Origin of the sequence: Polaromonas sp. CG_9.11 (genome assembly GCF_015752225.1) — a bacterium.
Classification (GTDB): domain Bacteria; phylum Pseudomonadota; class Gammaproteobacteria; order Burkholderiales; family Burkholderiaceae_C; genus Polaromonas.
The window spans coordinates 32,367-55,573 of sequence record NZ_JADOVE010000015.1; the positions used below are offsets into that span (position 1 = coordinate 32,367).

Here is a 23,207-nt window from a genome sequence, read left to right on the forward strand (position 1 = left end):
TCGGCCTGCGCGGGCAGGGCAGTTGCCCGGGCGGTGTCATCCGGCGCGGCGGCGGCCGTGTGAACCGACACTTCTTCCAGCAGCCGGTAGGGCACGCGGGCCGCAGTCGTGAACGCCTGGGCGCGGTTGAGCCAGTCAAGGGTGGGCATCGGTCAGGCGCTCCGGCAATTTTGGGGGCTCGACACGCCACAAAGAGGGCCCGCAGGGCTTTGCTGCGGCAGCGGAGGGCGCAGGTTGTAGTCGAGAAAGTCATTCATGCGGATAGAAAAAGAGGTTGACGCCAAAAGCAACCCCATAGCCTAACGCGCACCCGCCCCGTCACGCGACCCGCCGGACGGTTTACAGCACGACCTTGACCATCGGGTGCGTGGACAGCGTGCGGTACAGCTCGTCGAGTTGTTCGCGGCTGGTGGCCGTGACGGTGATGGTCACGCCCAGGTATTTGCCGCCCTTGCTTTCGCGCAGCTCGAGGGTCGAGGCGTCAAACGCCGGGTCGAACTGGTGGGCGATGTGCGTGATGGCCTGCACGTAGCCGTCGGCCTTGAGGCCCATCACCTTGATCGGAAACAGCGACGGGTACTCGATCAGCGAGTCCTTGCGGGCTTCTGCGTCTGGCGGCGTGGCCGGCGTGTTTTCAGGCATGCTGCCGTTGTCGTTCTCGGCGCTCATGTCGATGGCTCCTGTTTGGCTTGCTGGTAGGCGGCGTACAGTTTTGCATACACCGGGCCGGGGGTGCCATTGCCGACCGGCTGGTCGTCCAGCAGGGTGATGGGCAAAATTTCCTTGGTGGCCGACGACAGCAGCAGCTCGTCGGCGGCCAGCACTTCGGCGCGGGAGATGGGGCGCAACTCGAACGCAATACCGGCCGCGCGGCAGATTTCTTCAATCAGGCCGTAGCGAATGCCTTCGAGGACCCGATGGTCCTTGGGCGGCCCCATGACCTTGCCGCCCTTGACCACCCAGACGTTGCTGGCGGCGGCTTCGCTCAGGTGGTCGCCCCGGAACATCACGGTCTCCAACGCGCCGGCGTCAAAACTGATCTGGCGCGAAAACACCGCGCCCAGCAGGCTGGTGCTCTTGATGTGGGCCTTTTCCCAGCGGAAATCGCCAGCGCTGACGCAGGCCACGCCTTGCGCACGCTGCGCTTCGCTGGGCAGTTTCATCGGGTTGACCATGATGAACACGGTGGGCGTCAAGCCGGGCAGCATCGGGTGGTCGCGCATGGCCACGCCGCGGGTCACCTGGATGTAGATCAGTTGATTGCTTTTTAGCGTGTCTGCGCCCGTTGACAGGGCATAGTCTGCTATTAATTTAAGTGCCGTGTCGCGCCACCCGTCCTGCGTCAGCGGATTGGGGATGCGCAGCTCGGCCAGGCTGCGGCCCAGTCGCGCCATGTGTTGCTCAAAGCGGAACAGCTTGCCGGCGTAGGCGGGCACCACTTCATAGACGCCATCGCCAAAGATGAAGCCGCGGTCAAGCACGCTGATCTTGGCGTCCCGCAGCGTGCTGAAGTCGCCGTTGAGGTAGCAAGGGGTGTCGGGCAGGGCGTTGGCGTCAGACATGGGCATGGGGTGTGGCTGCAGGCAGCGGTTGGGGGAAGAATAATGGCGAAAGGCAGGGGACGTTCAGCCGGCCGGTGGGGTTGCTGTCGCTGCGGTGCGGGGCGTGTTCTTCCTGCGCCAGCGTTTGACGCCAACGCGCATGCGCCAGACGAGCTTGACGACCAGGTAGCCGATCAATGCACCGCCGAGCGCAAAAATGCCCATGCCCAGCATGGCCGGCGCGCCGAAGGAGCCCAGCCAGGCCAGCAGCCCGGCGCCGTCGGCCAGCGCAAGCGGCGGTGGCGCGTCCAGCACCAGGCTGCCCAGCTGGTAGGCCAGCCACAGCCAAAAGCCGATGGTGAACGGGTTGGTCGCCAGCGTCATGCCGGCAGCGACCGGAATGTTCGCGCGCCACCAGACGCAGCTCAGGGTGGCCAGCGCAAACTGCGCCACCGGCACGGCAAAGGCCCAGAAAATCCCGATGGCGACGCCCCGCGCCACGGCTTCATGCTGCGCGCGCCACAACTGGCGGTCCAGCAGGCGGTGCGCGACAGGCTTGAGCCAGGGATGGGCGGCGAGCGTCTCGCGGCAGGGCATTGCGCTGCGAAGGCGGCTGGAAAGGCCCGCCAGCCGCCAGTTGCTGCGAACGCTTGTCGGGGACTGGTCGGCATTCATGGGGCGGTGTTCAACGCGGCGGGTGATCGCCTTGTGGCGCGCTGCGATCCGGATCGCTGAGGCATCAGGCGAGGAAAAACACGGCGCCAATTGCCAGCACGCCAAGCACCAGGTTGACGGTGGAGAGCGTGGCAATCTGCTTGACGCGCCGAGCGCCTTCAGACCAATCGGCTGCGTTGACAGCCTGCCCGAGCCGGCGGAAAGGGCCGAAATAAAGGTGGCCGAACAGCGCAAACATCACCAAGCCGATCCCCAGCATGGCGTGCCAGCCGGCTGGCGCATTCTTCATGCCCACGCCCATCAGCATCGCCAGGCCGGACAACAGCAACACCACGATCGTCACCCAGACAAGCTTGAAGAAGCGCTGCAGCGTTTGCGCGATCAGGGGCAGCCGCTGCGGCGGTGCGAGCAACTCAGTAGCCGCAGGGCGCAGAGCAAACAGCATGAAACTGATTCCGCCCAGCCAGGCGATGGCAGCAAGAACATGGAGGAATTTCATCAACGCAGGCATCGGCAGTCTTTCATTAGAATGAGGCGCCATTGTGGTCAAGGCCCCAGGCTGATCATAAAGCTGCGGTGAAACCACACCAATCCAGAGCAGGCGCATGGCTATTGGAAAATGGCAGGGGTTTCTACGTATAATCAGAGGCTTTGCTGAGATTGGCGCTCGTAACCTTCATGTAATTTGTGAGGAACACAATGGCAAACGCAGCAGTGAAGTTCCGCAAGCGTCCTGAGGGTCCTGCCGTGGCAAGCATTGCAGGGGCAGTCAAGTCGTACGAGGCAGAAGAGACACATGAGGCGCAAGACGAAGGGTTCAAGCCCCTGACGCACGAAGAGGCCAAAAAGATTCGGGAACTGAATCCGCCGTTTTCCTTGTGGTACGTGTGGGCAGGGCAGGTCGGGGTTGGCATCGTCGTGGCGACATTGGCCTGGTCGTTGACCGGCCAGGCACGCATGGGCTGGTCGGCGGGTTACGGTGCGCTGGCGGTGATTATTCCCGCCGGGCTGTTTGCGCGGGGCCTGTCGCGTCAAAAATCGGCACTGCATGGAAATGCGGCGCTGGCTGGATTTTTTGTCTGGGAAATGGTCAAGATTGCCTTGACAGTGGCGATGTTGCTGGCCGCGCCCAGGCTGGTTGAAGGATTGAATTGGCTGGCTTTGCTGGCGGGTTTCGTGGTGACGATGAAGGTGTACTGGGTGGCCATGTGGTTTGGCCCGGCGCGCAAGAATCGATCAATAAAATTTTTGAAGAACTGACGAATTGGTGACTTATGTCTGCTGCTGAAAACGCTGGAATACATGCCCCGACGTCTGGAGAGTACATCCAGCACCACCTGCAGCATCTGCAGACAAATTTTTCATTGGAAAGCGTCAAGCAAAGCAGCATTGTCGATTTCAGCCTGTTCAACCTCGACTCGCTGATCTATTCGGTCTTGCTGGGCGTCATTGGCTGCTTCTTCTTGTGGCGTGCCGCCCGCAAGGCCACCTCAGGCGTCCCTGGCCGCTTCCAGGCAGCGGTGGAAATCCTGTCGGAAATGGTTGACAGCCAGGCCAAGGGCGTGATTCACAATGCCAAGAGCCGAAAACTGGTGTCGCCTCTGGCGCTTACCGTGTTCGTCTGGATTTTCCTGATGAACGCCATGGACATGCTGCCGGTCGATATGCTGCCCAGAATCTGGACTATGTTGTACGGCGCTGCAGGCCATGACCCGGAGCATGCCTACATGCGCGTCGTGCCCACGGCCGACCTGTCCACCACCCTGGGCCTGTCCATCAGCGTGCTGCTGGTTTGTCTGGTCTACAACATCAAGATCAAGGGCATTGGCGGGTGGTCGCACGAACTGATCGCCGCGCCGTTCGGCGACCACTGGTTTTTGTATCCGATCAACTTTCTGATGCAAATGATTGAATTCACCGCCAAGACCGTCTCGCACGGCATGCGGCTGTTCGGCAACATGTTTGCCGGCGAACTCGTCTTCATGCTGATCGCCCTGATGGGCGGCGTGTGGGCCTGGCAGTTCAACCCCCTGACGGGGATGTTCTGGCTGGGATTTGGGCATGTCGTTGCCGGAACCGTGTGGAGCATCTTCCACATCCTGGTGATCACGCTGCAAGCCTTCATCTTCATGATGTTGACGTTGATTTACGTGGGGCAGGCCCACGATTCACACTAAGCCTTTCCGCCTGACGGCGGTTGGCTTTTTCTTTCCCTTTTCTTTTTACCTTTCCTCTCATCTTTGGAGCAATCATGGAAAACATTCTCGGACTCGTCGCTTTGGCTTGTGGTTTGATCGTCGGCCTCGGCGCTATCGGCGCCTCTATCGGCATCGCCCTGATGGGTGGCAAATTTCTGGAAGCCTCGGCACGCCAGCCTGAACTGATGAACGACCTGCAAACCAAGATGTTCATCTTGGCAGGCCTGATCGACGCTGCTTTCCTGATCGGCGTGGCCATCGCCCTGCTGTTCGCATTTGCCAATCCGTTTGTCCTGCGTTAATTTTTCGGCCATCCCTGGTACGTTCGATAAGGAATAAGCCGTGAACATTAACTCCACCCTGTTCCTGCAGGCTGTCGTTTTTGCGATCCTGGTCTGGTTCACGATGAAGTTCGTGTGGCCACCAATCACAAAAGCGCTGGACGAGCGGGCACAGAAAATTTCTGACGGCCTTGCTGCCGCTGACAAAGCCAAGTCCGAACTCTCCACGGCCAACAAGCGTGTAGAGGCCGAACTGGCCACGTCGCGCACCGAGACCGCCTCCCGTCTGGCCGATGCCGACCGCCGGGGCCAAGGCATCGTCGAGGAAGCCAAGGCCCGTGCGGTCGAGGAAGCGAACAAGATCATCGCGGCAGCCCAGGCTGAAGCCGCTCAACAGACGGTCAAGGCCCGCGAGGCGCTGCGCGAGCAGGTCGCCCTGCTGGCGGTCAAGGGTGCCGAGCAGATTCTCCGCAAGGAAGTCAATGCCGGGGTTCATGCCGAGCTGCTGAGCCGCCTGAAAACCGAGCTGTAGGCAAGGCAGAACCACTATGGCTGAACTTGCAACCATTGCCCGCCCTTACGCAGATGCGCTGTTCAAGGCGCAGGGCTCCGACCTGAATGCCACCGCCCTCTGGCTGGACAGGCTGGCGGCTGTGGCGCAAAACGCCCAGCTGCTCCAGTTTGCCGACAGCCCGAAGGCCCGTGTGGACCAGGTGTTTGATCTGATGGCCGGTGTGGCCGGCAATGACGCCGACCCGCTGCCCCCGGCCGCCAGGAACTTCCTGCGCCTGGTGATTGAAAACGGTCGTCTGTCTGCGCTGCCCGAGATCGCTGTCCAGTTTCGTTCACTCAAGAACGCTGCGGGCGGCGTCACCGATGCCATCGTTTACAGTGCTTTTCCGCTCGACGAGCCAGCCTTGGGCGAGATTGCAGCGGTGCTGGAAAAGCGTTTCGGGCGCAAGCTTGGCGTCAAGCTTGAACTTGATCCCTCGCTGATTGGCGGGATTCGTGCGGTCGTGGGTGACGAGGTGCTGGACACTTCGGTCAAAGCCCGTTTGGAACAAATGAAAATGGCGCTGATCGCCTGAACTGACGCACGCGCGCAGTCCCGGGTTTTTAGCCAATAACATAGAAAGAAGGAAAGAGTCATGCAACTCAATCCCGCAGAAATTTCTGAACTGATCAAGAGCCGTATCGAAGGCCTCGCCGCCAGCAGCGACATCCGTAACCAGGGCACCGTGGTGTCGGTGGCCGACGGTATCGTCCGCATCCACGGCCTGTCCGATGTGATGCAGGGCGAAATGCTTGAGTTTCCTGCCACGGCAGATGGCACGCCTACTTACGGCCTGGCACTGAACCTCGAGCGCGACTCGGTCGGCTCGGTGATTCTGGGCGAGTACGAACACATCGCCGAAGGCGACACCGTTAAATGCACGGGCCGTATTCTGGAAGTCCCGATCGGCCCTGAACTGCTGGGCCGTGTGGTCAATGCACTGGGTCAGCCGATCGACGGCAAGGGCCCGATCAATGCCAAGCTGAGCGACGTGATCGAAAAGGTCGCGCCCGGCGTGATTGCCCGCAAATCGGTTGACCAGCCCTTGCAAACCGGCCTGAAGTCGGTTGACTCCATGGTGCCTATCGGCCGTGGCCAGCGTGAACTGATCATTGGCGACCGCCAGACCGGCAAGACCGCCGTCGCCATCGACGCCATCATCAACCAGAAGGGCAAAGGCGTTTCCTGCGTTTATGTCGCGATTGGCCAAAAAGCGTCCTCGATTAAGAACGTGGTGCGCTCGCTGGAGCAAGCCGGCGCGATGGAATACACCATCGTCGTGGCGGCTTCGGCCTCTGAATCGGCTGCCATGCAATACGTCAGCGCCTACTCGGGCTGCACGATGGGCGAATACTTCCGCGACCGTGGTGAAGACGCGCTGATCGTCTATGACGACTTGTCCAAGCAGGCCGTGGCCTACCGCCAGGTATCGTTGCTGTTGCGCCGTCCGCCAGGCCGCGAAGCCTACCCCGGCGACGTTTTCTATCTCCACAGCCGCCTGCTGGAGCGCGCCGCCCGCGTGAACGAGAAGTATGTCGAAGACTTCACCAAAGGTGCTGTCAAAGGCCGTACCGGTTCACTCACCGCACTGCCGATCATCGAAACGCAAGCCGGCGACGTGTCTGCTTTCGTGCCGACCAACGTGATTTCGATCACCGATGGCCAGATTTTTCTGGAAACCAGCCTGTTCAACGCCGGTATCCGCCCTGCGATCAACGCCGGTATCTCGGTGTCGCGCGTCGGTGGTGCTGCCCAGACCAAGCTGATCAAGAACTTGTCCGGCGGTATTCGTACCGACTTGGCACAGTACCGTGAACTGGCTGCGTTTGCGCAGTTTGCCTCCGATCTGGACGAAGCCACCCGCAAGCAGCTCGACCGTGGTGCACGCGTCACCGAGTTGCTCAAGCAGTCGCAGTACTCGCCTTTGTCCATTTCCGCCATGGGCGCCACGTTGTTCGCCGTGAACAAGGGCTTTATGGACGACGTAGATGTCAAGAAGGTGCTGGCTTTCGAAAGTGGCCTGCACGCCTGGCTCAAGGATAAGAATGCGCCGCTGATGGAAAAGCTTGAAACCAACAAGGCCATGGACAAGGATTCCGAGGCCGAGTTGACCACTGCGGTGGCTGCGTTTAAAAAGTCGTTTGCCTGAGCAACCGAAATCGAACGATGAGCGCAGCAACCACCAGGACGGGCCGCCTTTGCAAGCAGGGGCCGCGGAACCGGCTTCGCCGGGCCGCAGGCGCAGCGGCCCCCTCGGGGGGCAGCGCATTACATGAAATGAAAAGCGTGGGGGTCCAATAATGGCAGCAGGCAAGGAAATACGCGGCAAGATCAAGTCGGTGGAAAACACCCGCAAGATCACCAAGGCCATGGAAATGGTGGCCGCCTCCAAAATGCGCAAGGCGCAGGAACGGATGCGAGCGGCCCGCCCTTACAGCGACAAGATTCGCAACATCGCAGCCCACCTGAGTCAGGCAAACCCCGAATACACCCACCCGTTCATGGAGTCCAACGACGCCAAGACGACCGGGTTCATCGTGGTGACCACCGACAAGGGGCTGTGCGGCGGTTTGAACACCAACGTGTTGCGTCTCCTGACGACCAGGCTCAAGGACATGCAGGCGGCTGGTGAAGATGCGCAGGCCGTAGCCATTGGCAACAAGGGCCTGGGTTTCCTGAACCGTATCGGCGTCAAGGTGGCTGCGCATGCCACGCAACTGGGCGACAAGCCCCATCTGGACAAGCTGATCGGCCCGGTCAAGGTGCTGCTCGACGCGTACAGCGAAGGCAAGATCAAGGCGGTTTACCTCTGCTACACCCGCTTCATCAACACGATGAAGCAGGAGTCGGTGGTCGAGCAGTTGCTGCCGTTGACCGCTGACCGCATGCAGGCTGACAAGACCGAGCACGGCTGGGACTACCTCTATGAGCCTGATCCACAAACCGTGATTGACGAATTGCTGGTTCGCTATGTCGAGGCACTGGTGTTTCAGGCCGTCGCCGAGAACATGGCCTCCGAACAGTCCGCCCGCATGGTCGCCATGAAGTCGGCCACCGACAATGCCGGCAGCGTGATTGGCGAGCTCAAGCTGATTTACAACAAGACGCGTCAAGCGGCGATCACGAAAGAACTTTCGGAAATCGTTGCCGGTGCCGCAGCGGTTTAAGCCGCGCCACCCAGATTTACAAGATTAAAGAACCAAAAGGATTCGGTCATGGCTCAAGAAACTCTAGTGGACACAAGCATCCAGGGCAAGATTGTTCAGTGTATTGGCGCGGTGGTGGACGTGGAGTTTGCCCGTAACCAGATGCCCAAGATTTATGACGCGCTCAAGATGGAAGGCTCTGCCCTGACGCTTGAAGTCCAGCAGCAGCTGGGCGACGGCATTGTCCGCACCATTGCGCTGGGAACGTCCGACGGCCTGCGCCGCGGCAACATCGTGTACAACACCGGCGCGAACATCACCGTTCCCGTGGGCAAGGCCACGCTGGGCCGCATCATGGACGTGCTGGGTGCGCCAATCGACGAGCGCGGCCCGGTCGACCAGACGCTGACCGCACCAATTCACCGCAAGGCCCCGGCCTATGACGAGCTGAGCCCCTCGCAGGAACTGCTGGAAACCGGCATCAAGGTGATTGACCTGGTGTGTCCGTTCGCCAAGGGCGGCAAGGTTGGCTTGTTTGGTGGCGCCGGTGTCGGCAAGACCGTGAACATGATGGAACTGATCAACAACATCGCCAAGGCGCACTCGGGCTTGTCCGTGTTCGCCGGTGTCGGTGAACGTACCCGCGAAGGCAACGACTTCTACCACGAGATGGCCGATTCCGGCGTCGTGAACCTGGAGAACCTGGAAGAGTCCAAGGTTGCCATGGTCTATGGCCAGATGAACGAGCCCCCGGGAAACCGACTGCGCGTGGCGCTGACCGGCCTGACGATTGCCGAGTCCTTCCGTGACGAAGGCCGCGACGTGCTGTTCTTCGTGGACAACATCTACCGCTACACCCTGGCCGGCACCGAAGTGTCCGCACTGCTGGGCCGCATGCCTTCCGCCGTGGGCTACCAGCCGACGCTGGCCGAGGAAATGGGCCGCCTGCAAGAGCGCATTACTTCAACCAAAGTGGGCTCGATCACCTCCATCCAGGCCGTTTACGTGCCTGCCGATGACTTGACCGACCCAAGCCCTGCCACCACCTTTGCCCACCTCGATTCGACCGTGGTGCTGAGCCGTGACATTGCTTCGCTGGGCATCTACCCAGCGGTCGATCCGCTGGATTCGACCAGCCGCCAGCTGTCGCCAGCGGTGGTCGGTGAAGACCACTACAACACCGCCCGTGCGGTGCAGGGCACGCTGCAGCGTTACAAGGAATTGCGCGACATCATTGCGATTCTGGGCATGGACGAACTGGCACCTGAAGACAAGCTGGCCGTGGCCCGTGCCCGCAAGATCCAGCGCTTCCTGTCGCAGCCCTTCCATGTGGCTGAAGTGTTCACCGGCTCGCCCGGCAAGTACGTCAGCCTGGCCGAAACCATTCGCGGCTTCAAGATGATCGTGGCCGGCGAGTGTGATCACCTGCCAGAGCAAGCCTTCTACATGGTTGGCACCATCGACGAAGCCTTCGAAAAAGCCAAAAAGATGTAGTAAAGCCGGCCTTTGAGCGAGCCGCGTTGTTGGCGTACTCAATGTGCACTTGCACATTTCCGTGCGCCGCCTAGCGGCTCATCTCAAACGCCAGCTTTCCCCACATCTTTTACATTGGAGACACTATGAATACCATCCACGTCGATGTCGTCAGCGCAGAAGAGTCCATCTTCTCCGGTGAAGCCCGGTTCGTGGCTCTGCCCGGCGAAGCGGGCGAGCTGGGAATCTACCCGCGCCACACGCCGCTGATCACCCGCATACGACCCGGTACCGTGCGCATCGAAAAGGCGGACGGCACCGAAGAGTTCGTCTTCGTGGCCGGCGGCATTCTCGAAGTGCAGCCGAACTGTGTCACCGTATTGAGCGATACCGCCATTCGCGGCAAGGACCTGGACGAAGCCAAGGCAACGTCTGCCAAGGCACTGGCTGAAGAAGCGCTGAAAAATGCCAGGAACGATATTGACATTGCGATGGCCCAGTCCGAGCTGGCCGTCATGGCGGCGCAGATTGCAGCCTTGCGCAAATACCGCCAGAAAAAATAAAAACCAATCCGTGCAGACTTCGGTCTGCAACGGCAGACATCCGGCAGCGGATGCTTGCCATCCGAGCCCCTGCCGCAAGCCAGGGGCTTTTTTCATGGCGGTTGAAATTGACGGGTAAATCCCTGATCCCCGGCAAAGTCTTTGTCCATGCCCGGCGGGACTGGGTCGCTGGCGCTAGGATGTCGGCTGGGGGCCATGCGCGCATGCGCAATGCCGGAATTTTCATTTCATCCTGACCAACGCATGAATCTGATCGTAGCCCGGCCCGAAGGCCTGTACTGCCCGCAGGGCGACTTCTACATCGACCCCTGGCGGCCGGTCGAAAGCGCCGTGATCACCCATGGCCATTCCGACCATGCCAGAACCGGCCACGCGCGCTACCTGGCGCACGAGAAAGGCGAGGGCATCCTGCGCGCCCGGCTAGGCGACATCACCCTGCAGACGCTGGCCTATGGCCAGCCAGTCATGCACAACGGGGTTCGCATCTCGCTGCATCCGGCCGGCCATGTGCTTGGTTCGGCGCAGGTGCGCGTCGAGCATGGCTGCGAGGTCTGGGTGGCCTCGGGCGACTACAAGCTGGAGGACGACGGCACGTGCGCGCCGTTCGAGCCAGTGGCGTGCAACACCTTCATCACCGAATCGACCTTTGGCCTGCCGATTTACCGCTGGCCTTCGCAGCCCGAGCTGTTTGCCGACATCAACCAGTGGTGGCGCGGCAACGCGGCGGCCGGACGTGCGTCGGTGCTGTTTTGCTATGCCTTTGGCAAGGCGCAACGCTTGCTGCACGGCGTTGATGCCAGCATCGGCCCGATCATTGCGCACGGCGCCGTTGAGCCGCTGAACCGGGTGTACCGGGAGGCGGGCGCCAAGCTGCCCGCCACCCGCACGGTGGCCGAGGTGGATGCTGCCGCCATAAGCCAGTCGCTGGTGCTGGCACCGCCGTCGGCGCAGGGAACGCCCTGGATGCGCCGTTTTGGCAACTATTCCGATGCCTTTGCCAGCGGCTGGATGCTGCTCAGGGGCGCGCGCCGGCGCCGGGGCGTGGACCGTGGCTTCGTGATGTCCGACCATGCCGACTGGCCCGGCCTGCAGCGCGCCATCGACGGCACAGGAGCCGAGCGCGTCTTTGTCACCCATGGCAGCGTGGCGGTGATGGTGCGCTGGCTGCGCGAGCGCGGCCTGGATGCGCAAGGCTTCAAGACCGAATATGGCGGCGATGACGACATTGCCGATCAGGCGCCGCCGTTGGCTGCGGCACAAAAGGGCGGCATCGAACCCGAAGGTGCGCCGCCTGCGTCTGCGCCATTCCCGGGCGATGCTGCTTCATGAAAGCCTTTTCAGCTCTTTTCCGCGAACTCGACGCCACCACCTCCAGCCTGGCCAAGCAGGCGGCGCTGCAGCGCTACCTGCATCAGGCCGCCCCTGCGGACGCCGCGTGGGCGGTGTATTTTCTGGCCGGCGGGAAGCCGCGTCAGCTGGTGGCGACCAAAGTGCTGCGCCAGCTGGCGCAGGATGCCGCCGGCTTGCCCGAGTGGCTGTTCGACGAAAGCTACGATTCGGTCGGTGACCTCGCCGAAACCATGGCGCTGCTGCTCCCGCCGCCGACCGGGAGCCACGACATCGGCCTGGCAACGTGGATTGAGCAGCACTTGCTGCCTTTGCGCAAGACCGCGCCCGACGACCTGCCAGATCTGCTGCGCCAGCAATGGAGCCAACTGGCGCTGGACGAACGGCTGGTCTATTTCAAGCTGATCACCGGTGGCTTTCGCGTCGGCGTGTCGCGCCTGCAGGTCACGCAGGCACTGGCGGCTGTCGCCGGCGTCGATGCCAAGCGGGTGGCCCAGCGCCTGATGGGCTACACCCATATCACCGGCCAGCCGACAGCGGCCGATTATGCCGCCATGGTTGCGCCCGAAAGCCCCGGCGAGATGAACCCGCAAACCAGCAGCCAGCCTTATCCGTTTTTCCTGGCGCATCCGTTTAACCAGCCGCTGGCCCAGTTCGATGTCCTGCTGGGCACGCCGCAGGACTGGATCATCGAATGGAAATGGGACGGCATTCGCGCCCAGCTGGTCAAGCGCGCCGGCCAGGTGTGGCTGTGGTCGCGCGGCGAGGAACTGGTGACCGAACGCTTCCCCGAACTGGCGGCCATGGGCGCCGCGCTGCCCGACGGCACGGTGCTCGACGGCGAAATCGTGGTCTGGCGCGCTAATTTTGATCTGCCTGGCAGCGAAGGCAGCGTGCAGCCGTTTGCCGACCTGCAAAAACGCATCGGACGCAAGACGCTGGGCGCCAAGCTGCTGCGCGACATGCCGGTGGTGCTGCTGGCCTACGACCTGCTGGAATGGCAGCAGCGCGATCTGCGGGCGCTGCCGCAGTCGCAGCGCCGGACCTTGCTGGACACGCTGCTCGCCGACCTGCGCCATCCCGCCCTGCTGCCCAGCCCGGTGCTCAAGGGTGACAGCTGGCCGGACCTGGCACGCCAGCGCGAATCGGCGCGGTCCCTGGGCGTCGAAGGGATGATGCTCAAACAGCGTGAGGCGCCCTACGGCGTCGGCCGCACCAAGGACGTGGGGCTGTGGTGGAAGTGGAAGATCGACCCGCTGAGCATCGACGCGGTGCTGATTTACGCACAGCGCGGCCATGGCCGGCGCGCCAGCCTGTACAGCGACTACACCTTTGCCGTGTGGGACGGCCCGCCGCAACAGGCTGACCGCAAGCTGGTGCCTTTCGCCAAGGCCTATTCCGGCCTGACCGATGCCGAGATGGCGCGCGTCGACGCCATCATTCGCAAGACCACGGTGGAAAGCTTCGGCCCGGTGCGCAGCGTCAAGCCGACGCTGGTGTTCGAGCTGGGTTTTGAAGGCATTGCCCGCAGCCCACGCCACAAGAGCGGCATTGCCGTGCGCTTTCCGCGCATGCTGCGCTGGCGCGAAGACAAGCCGGTGCCCGAGGCCGACACACTGCAAACGCTGTCGGCCCTGTTGCCGGGATGACCGTGGCCCAACCCTCGGCGGCCGCAGCGGCAAAAAAGGTGCTTGATGCCTGGCTGGCCGGCCGCGGCTGGAAACCCTTCAAATTCCAGCGCGAGGCCTGGAAAGCGGTGGCGGACGGCCGCTCGGGCCTGCTGCATGCCACCACCGGCGCGGGCAAGACGTATGCCGTCTGGCTTGGCGGCTTGATGGCTTTTAGTGCCTTTGCGCAAGTGGGACGTGCGCAGGCAGCTATTAAAAAAATAGCAAAGCCGAAAAATTCGAAAAAACCTGCAGCCGCACCATTGACCGTGTTGTGGATCACGCCGATGCGCGCCTTGGCGGCCGACACGTTGCGTGCCTTGCTGCCGCCGCTGGAAGCCTTGAACGCCGCCCTGAACGACGACGGAACGCCACGCTTTACCACTTGGAGCGCCGGCGCCCGCAGCGGCGACACGGCGGCCGGCGAACGCAGCGCCCAGAACCAGCGGCTGCCAACGGTGCTGGTCACCACGCCCGAAAGCCTGTCGCTGCTGCTGGCACGCGCCGATGCCAGGGACGTGCTGGGCAGCGTCAGGATGGTCGTGGTGGACGAATGGCACGAACTGCTCGGCAACAAGCGGGGTGTGCAGGTGCAGCTGGCGTTGGCCAGATTGAAGGCCCCCACGCTCCCCACTGCGTGTGGTTCGCTGCCCCCCGAGGGGGCCGCTGCGCCTGCGGCCCGGCAAAGCCGGTTCCGCGGCCCTGGCTTGCCTGAAGAGGATGGCGTGTCTGCGCCTGCCGAACCCGCATTGCGCCTTCCCCCTCTGGGGGAAGGCAGGGATGGGGGCTTCCCCGAACACGCTTCGCAACTCGTGATTTGGGGCATGTCGGCCACGCTGGGAAATTTAGGCGAAGCGATGCACACGCTGCTCGGCCATGACAACGGCTTGCTGATCCAAGGCCAGGTGCCGAAAAAACTGCTGATCGACACGCTGCTGCCGCCGCAGGTGGACCGCTTTCCCTGGGCCGGCCATCTGGGTTTGAACCTGCTGCCGCAGGTGATCGCGGAAATCGACAAAAGCAGCACCACGCTGGTGTTTGCCAATACCCGCGCGCAGGCCGAACGCTGGTACCAGGCCCTGCTGGAGGCGCGACCCGACTGGGCCGGCATGATTGCGCTACACCACGGATCGCTGGACCGGGCGGTGCGTGAATGGGTCGAGTTGAGCCTTAAAACCGGCGAACTCAAGGCCGTGGTGTGCACCTCCAGCCTGGACCTGGGCGTTGATTTCTTGCCGGTCGAGCGGGTGCTGCAGATTGGCTCGCCCAAGGGCGTGGCGCGCCTGCTCCAGCGCGCTGGCCGCTCGGGCCATGCGCCGGGCCGTCCGTCGCGCATTACCTTGGTGCCCACCCTGGCCATTGAACTGGCGGAAGGCGCGGCGGCGCGCGTCGCGATTGCCGCCGGCCACATCGAGTCGCGCACTTCGCCCGACCAGCCGCTCGATGTGCTGGTGCAACACCTGGTCACGGTGGCGCTGGGCGGCGGCTTCATGCCCGATGCGTTGTATGCCGAGGTCTGCAGCACGGCGGCCTATGCCGGCTTGTCCCGGGAAAGCTGGGACTGGTGCCTGTCCTTTGTCGCCCAGGGTGGCCCGTCGCTCGCGGCCTACCCGGACTACCGGCGCGCCGTGCCGGACGGGGAGGGCGTGTGGCGCGTGCCCGATGCCCGGCTGGCGCGACGCCACCGCATGAACATCGGCACCATCGTCAGTGATGCCAGCATGGCGGTGCAGTATGTCGGCGGCGCAAAAATCGGCACGGTGGAGGAAAGCTTTGCGGCGCGCCTCAAGCCCGGCGACTGCTTCCTGTTCGGCGGCCGGCTGCTGGCACTGGTGCGCATCCACGAGATGACCGCCTGGGTGCGCCGCGCGGCGGGCAAGCGCCCAGCCATTCCGCGCTGGAGCGGCAGCCGGCTACCGCTGTCGACAACACTGGCCGATGCGGTGGTGCAGCAACTGGCGCTGGCACAGCAAGGGGTTTACGACACGCCAGAACTCCAGGCCATGCGACCCTTGCTTGAACTCCAGCAGCGCTGGTCGGCCTTGCCGACGCCGCAAACACTGCTGGCCGAAGTGCTGCGCACCCGCGAAGGCTGGCATCTGTTTGTTTATCCGTTTGCCGGCCGCCCCGTGCACCTGGGCCTGGCCAACCTGTTGGCCTGGCGCGTGGCGCAGCAGGCGCCGCGAACCTTTTCCATCGCGGTGAACGACTACGGCTTCGAGTTGCTCAGCGCCACCGAGGTGGACTGGCCTGCCTTGCTGCCGCAGGTCCTGATGCCGGCAATCGGCCCGTCGAGTGAGTGTGGTGACGGTATTGCGCCAGCCAGGGCCGCGGAACCGGCTTCGCCGGGCCGCAGGCGCAGCGACCCTCCCGGGGGGCAGCGAACCACACGCAGTGGGGAGCGTGGGGGCGATCTACTTCATGAAGTGCTGGCCAGCCTGAATGCCAGCGAACTGGCGCAGCGCCGCTTTCGCGAGATCGCACGCGTGTCGGGACTGATCTTTCAGGGCTACCCGGGTGAAAAACGCAGCAACAAGCAGCTTCAGGCCTCGTCATCGCTGTTCTACGAAGTGTTTAAAAAATACGATCCGGCCAATCGCCTGCTGCTGCAGGCCGAACAGGAACTGCTGTCGCAGGAACTGGAGATCGGCCGGCTGCAGGCGGCGCTCGAACGCATGAGCCGCCAACAACTGAAAATCAAGGTATTGGCCCGGCCCACGCCCTTTGCCTTTCCGCTGATGGTCGAGCGCTTCCGGGAGCAACTGTCCAATGAAAGCGTGGCCGACCGGATTGCACGCATGGTGGTGCAACTCGACCAGGCAGCCGATGATCCGGCCGGCTCTCAGGAAAGGGGCAAGGCGCGTGACGACAATGATTCTGCTGCCCAGAACGTGCGCCTGTCGCTGGCGTTTTCGCAGGACACCTTGTCCCGCCCCTCCGCTGGAAAGGGCTCGGTCAAGGTGCGCGCGCCGCGCCGCGCCACGGGACGCAGGCCAGGCGTGTGATGCCGGACGAACAACCTGCACCGGGCCGCCCCCTGGCAATTGCATGCGCTGGCGAGACGCTGTGGCTGCTGCCCGAGCATGCGCTGTGGTGGCCGGCCGCACGGGTGCTGTGGGTGGCCGACCTGCACCTGGGCAAGGCAGCAACCTACCGGGCGCTGGGCCAGCCGGTGCCCGCCGGCACGACGCGCGAAAACCTGGCGCGGTTGAGTGCCTTGCTAAACCACTACCAGCCGGCGCAGCTGGTGTTCCTGGGTGATTTCCTGCATGCGGCGCAGGCCCGGACCCCTTCGCTGCTGGCCGAGCTGGCGCACTGGCGCCAAAGCCATGCGGCGCTGGAGTGCCTGCTGGTGCGCGGCAACCATGACAGCCGCGCCGGCGATCCACCGTCCGCATTGAGCATCCGCGTGGTCGACGAACCCTGGCCGATGGGCCCGTTTGCCGCTTGCCACCATCCGCAAACCGATGCCGGGCGCTATGTGCTGGCCGGCCACCTGCACCCTGCGCTGACACTGCGCGGACCGGGCCGCGACCACATGCGGCTGCCCTGTTTCAGTGTGGACAAGCATTGCGCCGTGCTGCCGGCCTTTGGCGAATTCACCGGCGGCTGGCAGGTGGAGCGGCAGGCCGGGCGAACGCTGTATGCCGTTGGTGGCGGGGCAGTCTGGCGCGTGCCACCCGGGCGCTGACCACAGTTAGCAATGCGTTTTTTGGAAAAAAGGTCTTTTCCGCCCGTCCTTTGAGGGATTGTAGCTATTGAAAGCATAGCAGCGTCTGGCAGTTGCCAGGCACGGCTCATTGCAGCAGTGGCGTGTCTGGCAGTTCGTTGGGCTGTGCCGACGACGCGTCCGTTCGCGCAAAATGCGCCACCAGCACCGCCGAGGTTTCTTCCAGCGCCTGCGTCAGTCCGTCCTCGTAGCGCGCTTCGCGAAAGGCGCTGGCCATGTGCGCCACCACCGCCTGCCAGTGGCTGTCGTCCACATGGCGCCGCAGGCCCCGGTCGGCGACGATTTCAATCGCATGCTCGGCCAGCAGCACATAGACCAGCACCCCGTTGTTGTGTTCAGTGTCCCAGACCCGCAGCTTGCCGAACACCGTCACGGCCCGCTGCCGGATCAGGTCGGCCAGCGAGGTTTCAGCATCCAGCCGCCAAAGGTAACTCATGGGCAGCGAGGACTCAACACAGATGCGGATCTGGCCGCTGTGGCGCTGCTCGCTGGCGCCAACGCGTTCGGCCAGGCGCTGCACCATGTCGGGCGGAATCGCGCGCCGGGTGTCGGAAACATCGCGCCAGAGGTGCTTGAGCAGCAGGGAAGGTTTGTTCATCAGTCCGCTCTCCGTTACCAGCTGCCCGAGGCACCGCCGCCGCCGAAATTGCCGCCGCCGCCACTGCTGAAGCCGCCGCCGCCCCGGCTGCCACCCCCGAATCCACCGCCCATTCCACCGCCACCCCAGCCTGAGGACCGGCGACCGCCCATTCCCCCCATGCCTCCGCCCAGTCCTGAAATGAGCGCAAACACCATGCCGGCCAGCGCCGCAACGCCGCCGATGACCAGGCTGCTGGTGAACAGCCAGGCCAGCACGCCGACCGCGCCGCCGGTGGTCACCGAGCCCAGCTTGCGCCCCAGCACGCTGGACAGGATGCGTCCGCCGATGGGCACGGCAAAAAACAGGAACACCGCCAGCGTCGTCCAGTCGAATCCGCCGCCGCTGGCGCTGCGGCGAGTGGCATTGCCCTGCTGCGGCGCCGGCAGCTTTTCGCCGGTGATGCGCGCCATGATCTGGTCGGCGGCTGCGTCCAGGCCGCCGGCAAAGTCGCCTTGCTTGAAGCGCGGCGTGAGGGCGGTTTCGATGATCTGGCTGGCCGCCAGGTCGGGAATCGCGCCTTCAAGCGTCTTGGTGGTTTCGATGCGCACCGTGCGGTCGTTCTTGGCCACCACCAGCAGCAGGCCGTCGCCAATGCTCTTGCGGCCGATTTTCCAGCTGTCGCCGATGCGCTGCGCATAGGCCGCGATGTCTTCGGGCTGGGTCGTGGGCACCATCAGCATCACCACCTGCGCGCCGCGCGACTGCTCGAAAGCGGTCAGCTTGGCTTCAAGTGCAGCCTTTTGGGCTGCTGTCAGGGTGCCGGTAGCGTCCATCACATGCGCCGTCAGCGGCGGGACGGGCTGAACGCCACCTTGCGCCCAGGCGGCCAGACTGGCAAAGGGTAGCCAGACCGCCAGTAACAGTACCTGCAAAAGGAAACGGATGCGCATGGAGTGCCGCTGCCGCTTATTTTTTGTTGAAATCGACCACCGGCGGCGTCGAGATCTGCGCTTCATTGGCCACCGCAAAGCTGGGCTTGACTTTGTAGCCGAAGACCATGGCGGTCAGGTTGTTCGGGAAACTGCGCGCCAGCACGTTGTATTCCTGCACCGTCTGGATGTAGCGGTTGCGCGCCACGGTGATGCGGTTTTCGGTGCCTTCGAGTTGCACGCGCAAGTCGCGGAAACCCTGGTTGGCCTTCAGGTCGGGATAGCGTTCACTGACCACCATCAGCCGGCTCAGCGCACTGCCCAGTTCGCCCTGCGCCGCCTGGAACTTGGCGAAAGCAGCAGGGTCGTTCAGCGTTTCGGGCGTGACCTGGATCGATGTCGCCTTGGCGCGCGCCTCGATCACCTTGGTCAGCGTATCCTGCTCGAAAGCCGCTTCGCCCTTGACCGTGGCGACGATGTTGGGCACCAGGTCGGCGCGGCGCTGGTACTGGTTCAGCACCTCGGACCAGGCCGACTTGGTCTGCTCGTCAAGGGTCTGGAACTGGTTGTAACCGCAGCCCGAGAGCAGCAGGCCCAGCAGGGCGGCGAAAGACATACTGAATAAACGCAACATCATGGAAATGCCTCCAAAAATTCAAGCCGCAACACTACCATAGCCCGGTGCGATTCCTCCAGTTTTTCCGGAAAGGCGCACAATTCCGGACCGGATTCCTCACGCCTTTTTCCGACTGATTCGATTGTCTCCATGCGAAAACCCAAAGCACTCCCTGCCAGTACCGGCAACCCCGACGAAACCGAAGCGGCGTTTTACGACGCGCTTCAGCAAGGCGACATCGAAAAACTCATGGCCTGCTGGGGTGACGAGGACGAGATGGTGTGCGTGCATCCTGGCGGCTCCCGGCTGGTCGGCGCTGGCGCCATACGCAGCGCGTTCGACGCCATGTTTGCCAACGGCTCGCTGCGCGTGCAGCCGCTCAAGGTGCGCCGGGTGCAGGCGCTGGGCTCCAGCGTTCACAGCGTGCTCGAACGCATCGAAATCCTGACCGAAGAGGGTCCGCGCCATGCCTATGTCCTGGCCACCAATGTGTACTTCCTCACGGCGCAGGGCTGGCGGATGGTGGCGCACCATGCAAGCCCTGGCAGTCTGCAGGAGTTGCAGGAAGTCTCCGAATCGCCCGTCCTGCTTCACTGACCGGTGGGCGTCGCCATGAATTACGGCGCCCCTTGGTGGCTGCCTGACGGGAATATGCAGACCATCTGGGCGGCCCTGCGTGCCCGCCGCTTTGCCGGGTTGGCGCCCGTGTTCCATCGGGAACGGTGGACCACGCCGGACGGCGATTTTGTCGATGTGGACTGGTCAAATCAGGCCCCCACGCTCCCCACTGCATGTGGTTTTCTGCCCCCCAAGGGGGCCGCCCCGCCTGCGGTCTGGCAAAGCCAGTCCCGCGGCCGGAACTTGGCTGATGCGGGGGCAGGTCCGTTGGCATCGGCACCGCCGCTGCTAGTCCTGTTTCACGGGTTGGAAGGCTCGTCGGCCAGCCACTATGCGCAGGCCTTTGCCGACGTGGCCGGCAGCCGGGGCTGGGCCTTCGCCGTGCCGCATTTTCGTGGCTGTTCGGGCGAGATGAACCTGGCGCCGCGCGCCTACCACTCGGGCGATTTTTCCGAGATCGACTGGATGCTCAGGCGTTTTGCAAGCCGCCACCACGGGCCGGTCCTGGCAGTCGGTGTCTCGCTCGGCGGCAATGCACTGATGCGCTGGGCGGGTGAGATCGGCCAGAACGCCCGCCACGTGGTGGCCGCCATCGCCTCGGTCAGCGCGCCGCTGGACCTGGCCGCCAGCGGGCGGGCCATCGGGCGTGGCTTCAACCGGCAGGTCTACACCCGCATGTTCCTCAAGACCATGCGGCCCAAGGCGTTGCAAAAGCTGGCCCAGCACCCCGGCCTGTTTGACCGCGCGGCCCTGCTGGCGGCCCGCGACCTCTATGCGTTCGACAATATTTTTACCGGACCGGTGCATGGCTTCAAGGGGGTGGACGACTACTGGGCGCGTGCCTCGGCCAAGCCCCATCTGCGCCGGATTGCCGTTCCCGCGCTGGCACTCAATGCCTTGAACGACCCCTTCATTCCGGCCGGAAGTCTCCCCGGCTGCGCCGATGTCAGTCCCGACGTGACGCTGTGGCAGCCGGCGCAGGGCGGGCATGTCGGCTTTCCTTCGTCCGCTTTCCCGGCGCATGTGCGCGCCATGCCCGAGGCCGTGGCGGACTTTCTGGCCGCGCAGCTTCAGGCCGTGGCATGCCCCTGAAATGCCCGGTGCCGGCAAAGCAGCGCAAAATAAGGCATGGATGACATTGTTCGACAAGCGATTGCCAAGTGGCCCAACGTTCCCGACTGCTATGGCTGGCTCGGGCTGGACGCGCGCGGCAACTGGTACATGCGCGACGATCGGGCGCAGGCTGTCGGGCCGTTTGCACCGCAAATCAAGGACGATAGCCACGCTGCCAGCAAAGGCTCGTTGCTGCAGCACGAAAAGCTGATTGACTTCATCCAGCGCAATTACGAAAGCGATGCCAGCGGCCGCTGGTTTTTCCAGAACGGGCCGCAACGCGTCTATGTGGAGCTTGAAGCCACGCCCTTCATCTGGCGTGTGAATCCGGGGCCGGCTTTTGGCGTGACGGCGCACACTGGCCAGCCCGCGCGCGTCCAGCGTTGTGTACTCGATGAGCAGGGCCGGCTCTACCTGGAGACCGATATTGGCTTTGGCCTGGTTCATACCCAGGACATGACGCATGCTGCCGATGCGGTGGTGCAGGGCTTGTGGGTGCCGCAGGAATTGCAAGCCAGTGCATTGCCGGCTCGGTTTGGCTATGCATGCAGCCCGCAGTCCATGCAAAAAGCATAGCAATAAACGCTGATGCTACTTGCGCAAACATCCATTTTCATTGAATTTTGATGCAAAAAAGCCGGTCAATGACCGGCTTTTTTCTGGTGCTTGGGTCCGCTCTTATTTGGCAGCATTCGCCATGTAAACCACCGCTGAATGGATGTCTGAGTCCGACGCAGCAGAACCACCCTTGGGAGGCATCGCGCCCTTGCCCTTGATAACGCTGGTGGTCATGGCGTCAATGCCGGTCTGGATGCGTGGTGCCCAGGCAGCCTTGTCGCCAAACTTGGGCGCGCCGGCCACGCCTGCGGCATGGCAAGCCACGCAGGCCTGTTTGTACAGCGCTTCGCCAGCGCCTGAATTGGCGGCTGCCACCTGCACAGGCGCGGCAGGTGCAGTTGCGGCGGCAGGCGCTGCTGACAGCGCAGGGGTGGCAGCGGCCACGGCGGCAGGTGCCGCCGGCATGGCCGGAGCCGCGGCTGCAGCGGGCGCCTCCGCAGCGCCTGCTGCTGGCGCGGCGGGTTCTGCGAATTTGCCGCCTGCGGCGGCTGTCATGTACACCACGGCGCGGCCGATTTCAACGTCCTGGAAGTCGCCGCCGCCCTGCGCCGCCATGGCGCCCTTGCCCTTGAGCGCGGAATTCAGCAACACGTCGTAGCCGGTGGCAATGCGGGGTGCCCACGCTGCGGCATCGCCGAATTTAGGAGCGCCTGCTGCGCCCGCTGCATGGCACGCAATACATTGGGCCTTGTAGACTTCTTCGCCTGCGCGAAGGGGCCGGTTGGCATCGCGGATTTCAACCATGCCGATTTTCTGGATGCGCTCGGCAATGGCGCGCCCGCCATCATCGGCTCCGGCCATGGGCTTGTCGGCCGAAGCGACGTAGTAGACCAGGCCAATAATTGCAAAAACCGGAACAACAAAAGAGAAAAAAACCGCTGCCAGCAACTGCTTGGGGGTTTTGATCGGGCCAGTGTGGGCTTCTTCATGGGCCGTGGTGTGATCGTTTGCGCTCATGGCGTCCTCAAAAACAGAAAGTCGGTGACTGTTGCGGGCTGCTCCAGTAGCCTTGCATTATAGCGGCGGCGATGGAATCCTGACGCGGTTCGGTCCGGCTGATAGAATCCGTGGTTGTGCCCGGTTTTGCTTGCCCAAGCCAAGCCGGCCAGCCGCCGGAATCTCTGGATTTTGGCGAAAGCCGTTTTTTTTCAGCGTTGCGGCTGTAGCTCAGTGGATAGAGTATTGGCCTCCGAAGCCAAGGGTCGTGGGTTCGATCCCCGCCAGCCGCACCATTCAGGACACCCGGAAACCCTTGTGTTTCCTTGCCATCACGCCAACCGCCCTGGTTGGCGTTTTTGTTTCCGGTTGCGGCGTCTGCGTCAACTCATAAAGGCATTCAGGGCAAGCGAGTCGGCGTTATATACACCGGATCCAGGCGAGCGTTGACAGGCGTGACCGCTGCAGGCTATGGCGCTGCGCGCTTGAGTTCTTCAGCACAATGCACGCGCGGGGAATGGCGTCCAGCGGGACTTCACCCAATTGCCGGGCTTGCCTCACTTCCGCGCTGAGGTGCGAGAGCGGGATCCGCTCGACTGGCAGTCATGCATGCAGCCAACCAG

Annotated in this window: 24 protein-coding genes and 1 tRNA gene; 17 read left to right on the top strand and 8 right to left on the bottom strand. The window is 63.3% G+C overall.

Annotated features, from left to right (window positions below):
• Positions 1-339: 339 nt before the first annotated feature.
• The 4 genes from IWX85_RS13115 to IWX85_RS13130 all read right to left on the bottom strand — a co-directional run bounded on the left by IWX85_RS13115 (position 340) and on the right by IWX85_RS13130 (position 2,823).
• Complete coding sequence (locus IWX85_RS13115) at positions 340-642, bottom strand: YbeD family protein (protein ID WP_196870095.1); 303 nt, start codon at positions 640-642, stop codon at positions 340-342.
• Positions 643-665: 23 nt separating this feature from the next.
• Positions 666-1,568 (bottom strand): D-amino acid aminotransferase, encoded by a 903-nt coding sequence (locus tag IWX85_RS13120; RefSeq protein WP_370584280.1) that lies wholly within the window; start codon positions 1,566-1,568, stop codon positions 666-668.
• 57 nt (positions 1,569-1,625) lie between these two features.
• Positions 1,626-2,216: a DUF2062 domain-containing protein gene (locus IWX85_RS13125; protein WP_196870043.1), complete on the bottom strand. Its 591-nt coding sequence runs from the start codon at positions 2,214-2,216 to the stop codon at positions 1,626-1,628.
• Positions 2,217-2,280: 64 nt separating this feature from the next.
• Complete coding sequence (locus IWX85_RS13130) at positions 2,281-2,823, bottom strand: DUF4149 domain-containing protein (RefSeq protein WP_231379758.1); 543 nt, start codon at positions 2,821-2,823, stop codon at positions 2,281-2,283.
• Positions 2,824-2,915: 92 nt separating this feature from the next.
• Between IWX85_RS13130 and IWX85_RS13135 the strand changes: the two genes are divergently transcribed.
• The 13 genes from IWX85_RS13135 to pdeM all read left to right on the top strand — a co-directional run bounded on the left by IWX85_RS13135 (position 2,916) and on the right by pdeM (position 17,135).
• Positions 2,916-3,476, top strand: a complete 561-nt coding sequence (locus tag IWX85_RS13135) for an ATP synthase subunit I (RefSeq protein ID WP_196870044.1) — start codon at positions 2,916-2,918, stop codon at positions 3,474-3,476.
• A gap of 14 nt (positions 3,477-3,490) precedes the next feature.
• Positions 3,491-4,393, top strand: coding sequence for a F0F1 ATP synthase subunit A (atpB, locus tag IWX85_RS13140; RefSeq protein WP_196870045.1), 903 nt, complete (start codon positions 3,491-3,493; stop codon positions 4,391-4,393).
• A 74-nt stretch (positions 4,394-4,467) separates the two neighbouring features.
• The gene (gene atpE / locus IWX85_RS13145; RefSeq protein ID WP_011799683.1) at positions 4,468-4,716 is read left to right on the top strand and encodes a F0F1 ATP synthase subunit C; all 249 of its coding nucleotides are present in this window, start codon (positions 4,468-4,470) and stop codon (positions 4,714-4,716) included.
• Positions 4,717-4,756: 40 nt separating this feature from the next.
• Positions 4,757-5,227, top strand: a complete 471-nt coding sequence (locus tag IWX85_RS13150) for a F0F1 ATP synthase subunit B (protein WP_036806948.1) — start codon at positions 4,757-4,759, stop codon at positions 5,225-5,227.
• Positions 5,228-5,243: 16 nt separating this feature from the next.
• Positions 5,244-5,783: a F0F1 ATP synthase subunit delta gene (locus tag IWX85_RS13155; protein ID WP_196870046.1), complete on the top strand. Its 540-nt coding sequence runs from the start codon at positions 5,244-5,246 to the stop codon at positions 5,781-5,783.
• A gap of 60 nt (positions 5,784-5,843) precedes the next feature.
• Entirely contained in the window at positions 5,844-7,397 is a 1,554-nt protein-coding gene (gene atpA, locus IWX85_RS13160) for a F0F1 ATP synthase subunit alpha (protein WP_036806942.1), read from the top strand.
• Positions 7,398-7,548: 151 nt separating this feature from the next.
• A complete protein-coding gene (atpG, locus tag IWX85_RS13165) occupies positions 7,549-8,415 on the top strand; it encodes a F0F1 ATP synthase subunit gamma (protein ID WP_196870047.1) in 867 nt (288 codons plus the stop codon).
• Positions 8,416-8,463: 48 nt separating this feature from the next.
• Positions 8,464-9,888 (top strand): F0F1 ATP synthase subunit beta, encoded by a 1,425-nt coding sequence (gene atpD / locus IWX85_RS13170; protein WP_036806937.1) that lies wholly within the window; start codon positions 8,464-8,466, stop codon positions 9,886-9,888.
• A gap of 125 nt (positions 9,889-10,013) precedes the next feature.
• A complete protein-coding gene (locus IWX85_RS13175; RefSeq protein WP_036806934.1) occupies positions 10,014-10,430 on the top strand; it encodes a F0F1 ATP synthase subunit epsilon in 417 nt (138 codons plus the stop codon).
• Between the two features lie 243 nt (positions 10,431-10,673).
• A complete protein-coding gene (locus tag IWX85_RS13180) occupies positions 10,674-11,759 on the top strand; it encodes a ligase-associated DNA damage response exonuclease (RefSeq protein ID WP_196870048.1) in 1,086 nt (361 codons plus the stop codon).
• Positions 11,756-13,426, top strand: coding sequence for an ATP-dependent DNA ligase (locus tag IWX85_RS13185; protein WP_196870049.1), 1,671 nt, complete (start codon positions 11,756-11,758; stop codon positions 13,424-13,426). The genes IWX85_RS13180 and IWX85_RS13185 overlap by 4 nt, the downstream gene beginning before the upstream one ends.
• Positions 13,423-16,449 carry a ligase-associated DNA damage response DEXH box helicase gene (locus IWX85_RS13195; protein WP_370584281.1) on the top strand — a complete coding sequence of 1,009 codons (3,027 nt, stop codon included), beginning with the start codon at positions 13,423-13,425 and terminating at the stop codon, positions 16,447-16,449. Before IWX85_RS13185 ends, IWX85_RS13195 begins: the two co-directional genes overlap by 4 nt.
• The gene (pdeM, locus tag IWX85_RS13200; protein ID WP_196870050.1) at positions 16,449-17,135 is read left to right on the top strand and encodes a ligase-associated DNA damage response endonuclease PdeM; all 687 of its coding nucleotides are present in this window, start codon (positions 16,449-16,451) and stop codon (positions 17,133-17,135) included. Before IWX85_RS13195 ends, pdeM begins: the two co-directional genes overlap by 1 nt.
• 106 nt (positions 17,136-17,241) lie before the next feature.
• On the opposite strand, the gene IWX85_RS13205 is transcribed toward pdeM, so the two are convergent.
• Genes IWX85_RS13205 through IWX85_RS13215 form a run of 3 tightly spaced genes read right to left on the bottom strand, consistent with a single transcriptional unit; the run spans position 17,242 to position 19,317 of the window.
• Complete coding sequence (locus IWX85_RS13205; protein ID WP_051984135.1) at positions 17,242-17,772, bottom strand: TPM domain-containing protein; 531 nt, start codon at positions 17,770-17,772, stop codon at positions 17,242-17,244.
• Between the two features lie 14 nt (positions 17,773-17,786).
• Positions 17,787-18,704, bottom strand: coding sequence for a YgcG family protein (locus tag IWX85_RS13210; RefSeq protein WP_036806923.1), 918 nt, complete (start codon positions 18,702-18,704; stop codon positions 17,787-17,789).
• Between the two features lie 16 nt (positions 18,705-18,720).
• Positions 18,721-19,317 carry a LemA family protein gene (locus IWX85_RS13215; protein WP_036812686.1) on the bottom strand — a complete coding sequence of 199 codons (597 nt, stop codon included), beginning with the start codon at positions 19,315-19,317 and terminating at the stop codon, positions 18,721-18,723.
• 132 nt (positions 19,318-19,449) lie between these two features.
• Here IWX85_RS13215 and IWX85_RS13220 point away from each other — a divergent pair, with 132 nt between their 5' ends.
• The 3 genes from IWX85_RS13220 to IWX85_RS13230 are packed head-to-tail and all read left to right on the top strand — an operon-like array spanning position 19,450 to position 21,606.
• Positions 19,450-19,896: a nuclear transport factor 2 family protein gene (locus IWX85_RS13220; protein ID WP_036806920.1), complete on the top strand. Its 447-nt coding sequence runs from the start codon at positions 19,450-19,452 to the stop codon at positions 19,894-19,896.
• 15 nt (positions 19,897-19,911) lie between these two features.
• The gene (locus IWX85_RS13225) at positions 19,912-21,009 is read left to right on the top strand and encodes a YheT family hydrolase (protein WP_196870052.1); all 1,098 of its coding nucleotides are present in this window, start codon (positions 19,912-19,914) and stop codon (positions 21,007-21,009) included.
• Between the two features lie 36 nt (positions 21,010-21,045).
• Positions 21,046-21,606 (top strand): DUF2946 family protein, encoded by a 561-nt coding sequence (locus IWX85_RS13230; protein WP_196870053.1) that lies wholly within the window; start codon positions 21,046-21,048, stop codon positions 21,604-21,606.
• A 102-nt stretch (positions 21,607-21,708) separates the two neighbouring features.
• Here the strand turns inward: IWX85_RS13230 and IWX85_RS13235 are convergent, their stop codons facing one another.
• Positions 21,709-22,605 (bottom strand): cytochrome c5 family protein, encoded by an 897-nt coding sequence (locus IWX85_RS13235; protein ID WP_196870054.1) that lies wholly within the window; start codon positions 22,603-22,605, stop codon positions 21,709-21,711.
• Positions 22,606-22,804: 199 nt separating this feature from the next.
• Here IWX85_RS13235 and IWX85_RS13240 point away from each other — a divergent pair.
• Positions 22,805-22,880, top strand: a tRNA-Arg gene (locus tag IWX85_RS13240).
• Positions 22,881-23,207: the final 327 nt, after the last annotated feature.

Coding starts and splice junctions, on each gene's coding strand:
- IWX85_RS13115 (WP_196870095.1), bottom strand. CDS start 642: ATGCCTGAAAACACGCCGGCCACGCCGCCAGACGCAGAAGCCCGCAAG.
- IWX85_RS13120 (WP_370584280.1), bottom strand. CDS start 1,568: ATGCCCATGTCTGACGCCAACGCCCTGCCCGACACCCCTTGCTACCTC.
- IWX85_RS13125 (WP_196870043.1), bottom strand. CDS start 2,216: ATGAATGCCGACCAGTCCCCGACAAGCGTTCGCAGCAACTGGCGGCTG.
- IWX85_RS13130 (WP_231379758.1), bottom strand. CDS start 2,823: ATGCGCCTGCTCTGGATTGGTGTGGTTTCACCGCAGCTTTATGATCAG.
- IWX85_RS13135 (WP_196870044.1), top strand. CDS start 2,916: ATGGCAAACGCAGCAGTGAAGTTCCGCAAGCGTCCTGAGGGTCCTGCC.
- atpB (WP_196870045.1), top strand. CDS start 3,491: ATGTCTGCTGCTGAAAACGCTGGAATACATGCCCCGACGTCTGGAGAG.
- atpE (WP_011799683.1), top strand. CDS start 4,468: ATGGAAAACATTCTCGGACTCGTCGCTTTGGCTTGTGGTTTGATCGTC.
- IWX85_RS13155 (WP_196870046.1), top strand. CDS start 5,244: ATGGCTGAACTTGCAACCATTGCCCGCCCTTACGCAGATGCGCTGTTC.
- atpA (WP_036806942.1), top strand. CDS start 5,844: ATGCAACTCAATCCCGCAGAAATTTCTGAACTGATCAAGAGCCGTATC.
- atpG (WP_196870047.1), top strand. CDS start 7,549: ATGGCAGCAGGCAAGGAAATACGCGGCAAGATCAAGTCGGTGGAAAAC.
- atpD (WP_036806937.1), top strand. CDS start 8,464: ATGGCTCAAGAAACTCTAGTGGACACAAGCATCCAGGGCAAGATTGTT.
- IWX85_RS13175 (WP_036806934.1), top strand. CDS start 10,014: ATGAATACCATCCACGTCGATGTCGTCAGCGCAGAAGAGTCCATCTTC.
- IWX85_RS13180 (WP_196870048.1), top strand. CDS start 10,674: ATGAATCTGATCGTAGCCCGGCCCGAAGGCCTGTACTGCCCGCAGGGC.
- IWX85_RS13185 (WP_196870049.1), top strand. CDS start 11,756: ATGAAAGCCTTTTCAGCTCTTTTCCGCGAACTCGACGCCACCACCTCC.
- IWX85_RS13195 (WP_370584281.1), top strand. CDS start 13,423: ATGACCGTGGCCCAACCCTCGGCGGCCGCAGCGGCAAAAAAGGTGCTT.
- pdeM (WP_196870050.1), top strand. CDS start 16,449: ATGCCGGACGAACAACCTGCACCGGGCCGCCCCCTGGCAATTGCATGC.
- IWX85_RS13205 (WP_051984135.1), bottom strand. CDS start 17,772: ATGAACAAACCTTCCCTGCTGCTCAAGCACCTCTGGCGCGATGTTTCC.
- IWX85_RS13210 (WP_036806923.1), bottom strand. CDS start 18,704: ATGCGCATCCGTTTCCTTTTGCAGGTACTGTTACTGGCGGTCTGGCTA.
- IWX85_RS13215 (WP_036812686.1), bottom strand. CDS start 19,317: ATGTTGCGTTTATTCAGTATGTCTTTCGCCGCCCTGCTGGGCCTGCTG.
- IWX85_RS13220 (WP_036806920.1), top strand. CDS start 19,450: ATGCGAAAACCCAAAGCACTCCCTGCCAGTACCGGCAACCCCGACGAA.
- IWX85_RS13225 (WP_196870052.1), top strand. CDS start 19,912: ATGAATTACGGCGCCCCTTGGTGGCTGCCTGACGGGAATATGCAGACC.
- IWX85_RS13230 (WP_196870053.1), top strand. CDS start 21,046: ATGGATGACATTGTTCGACAAGCGATTGCCAAGTGGCCCAACGTTCCC.
- IWX85_RS13235 (WP_196870054.1), bottom strand. CDS start 22,605: ATGAGCGCAAACGATCACACCACGGCCCATGAAGAAGCCCACACTGGC.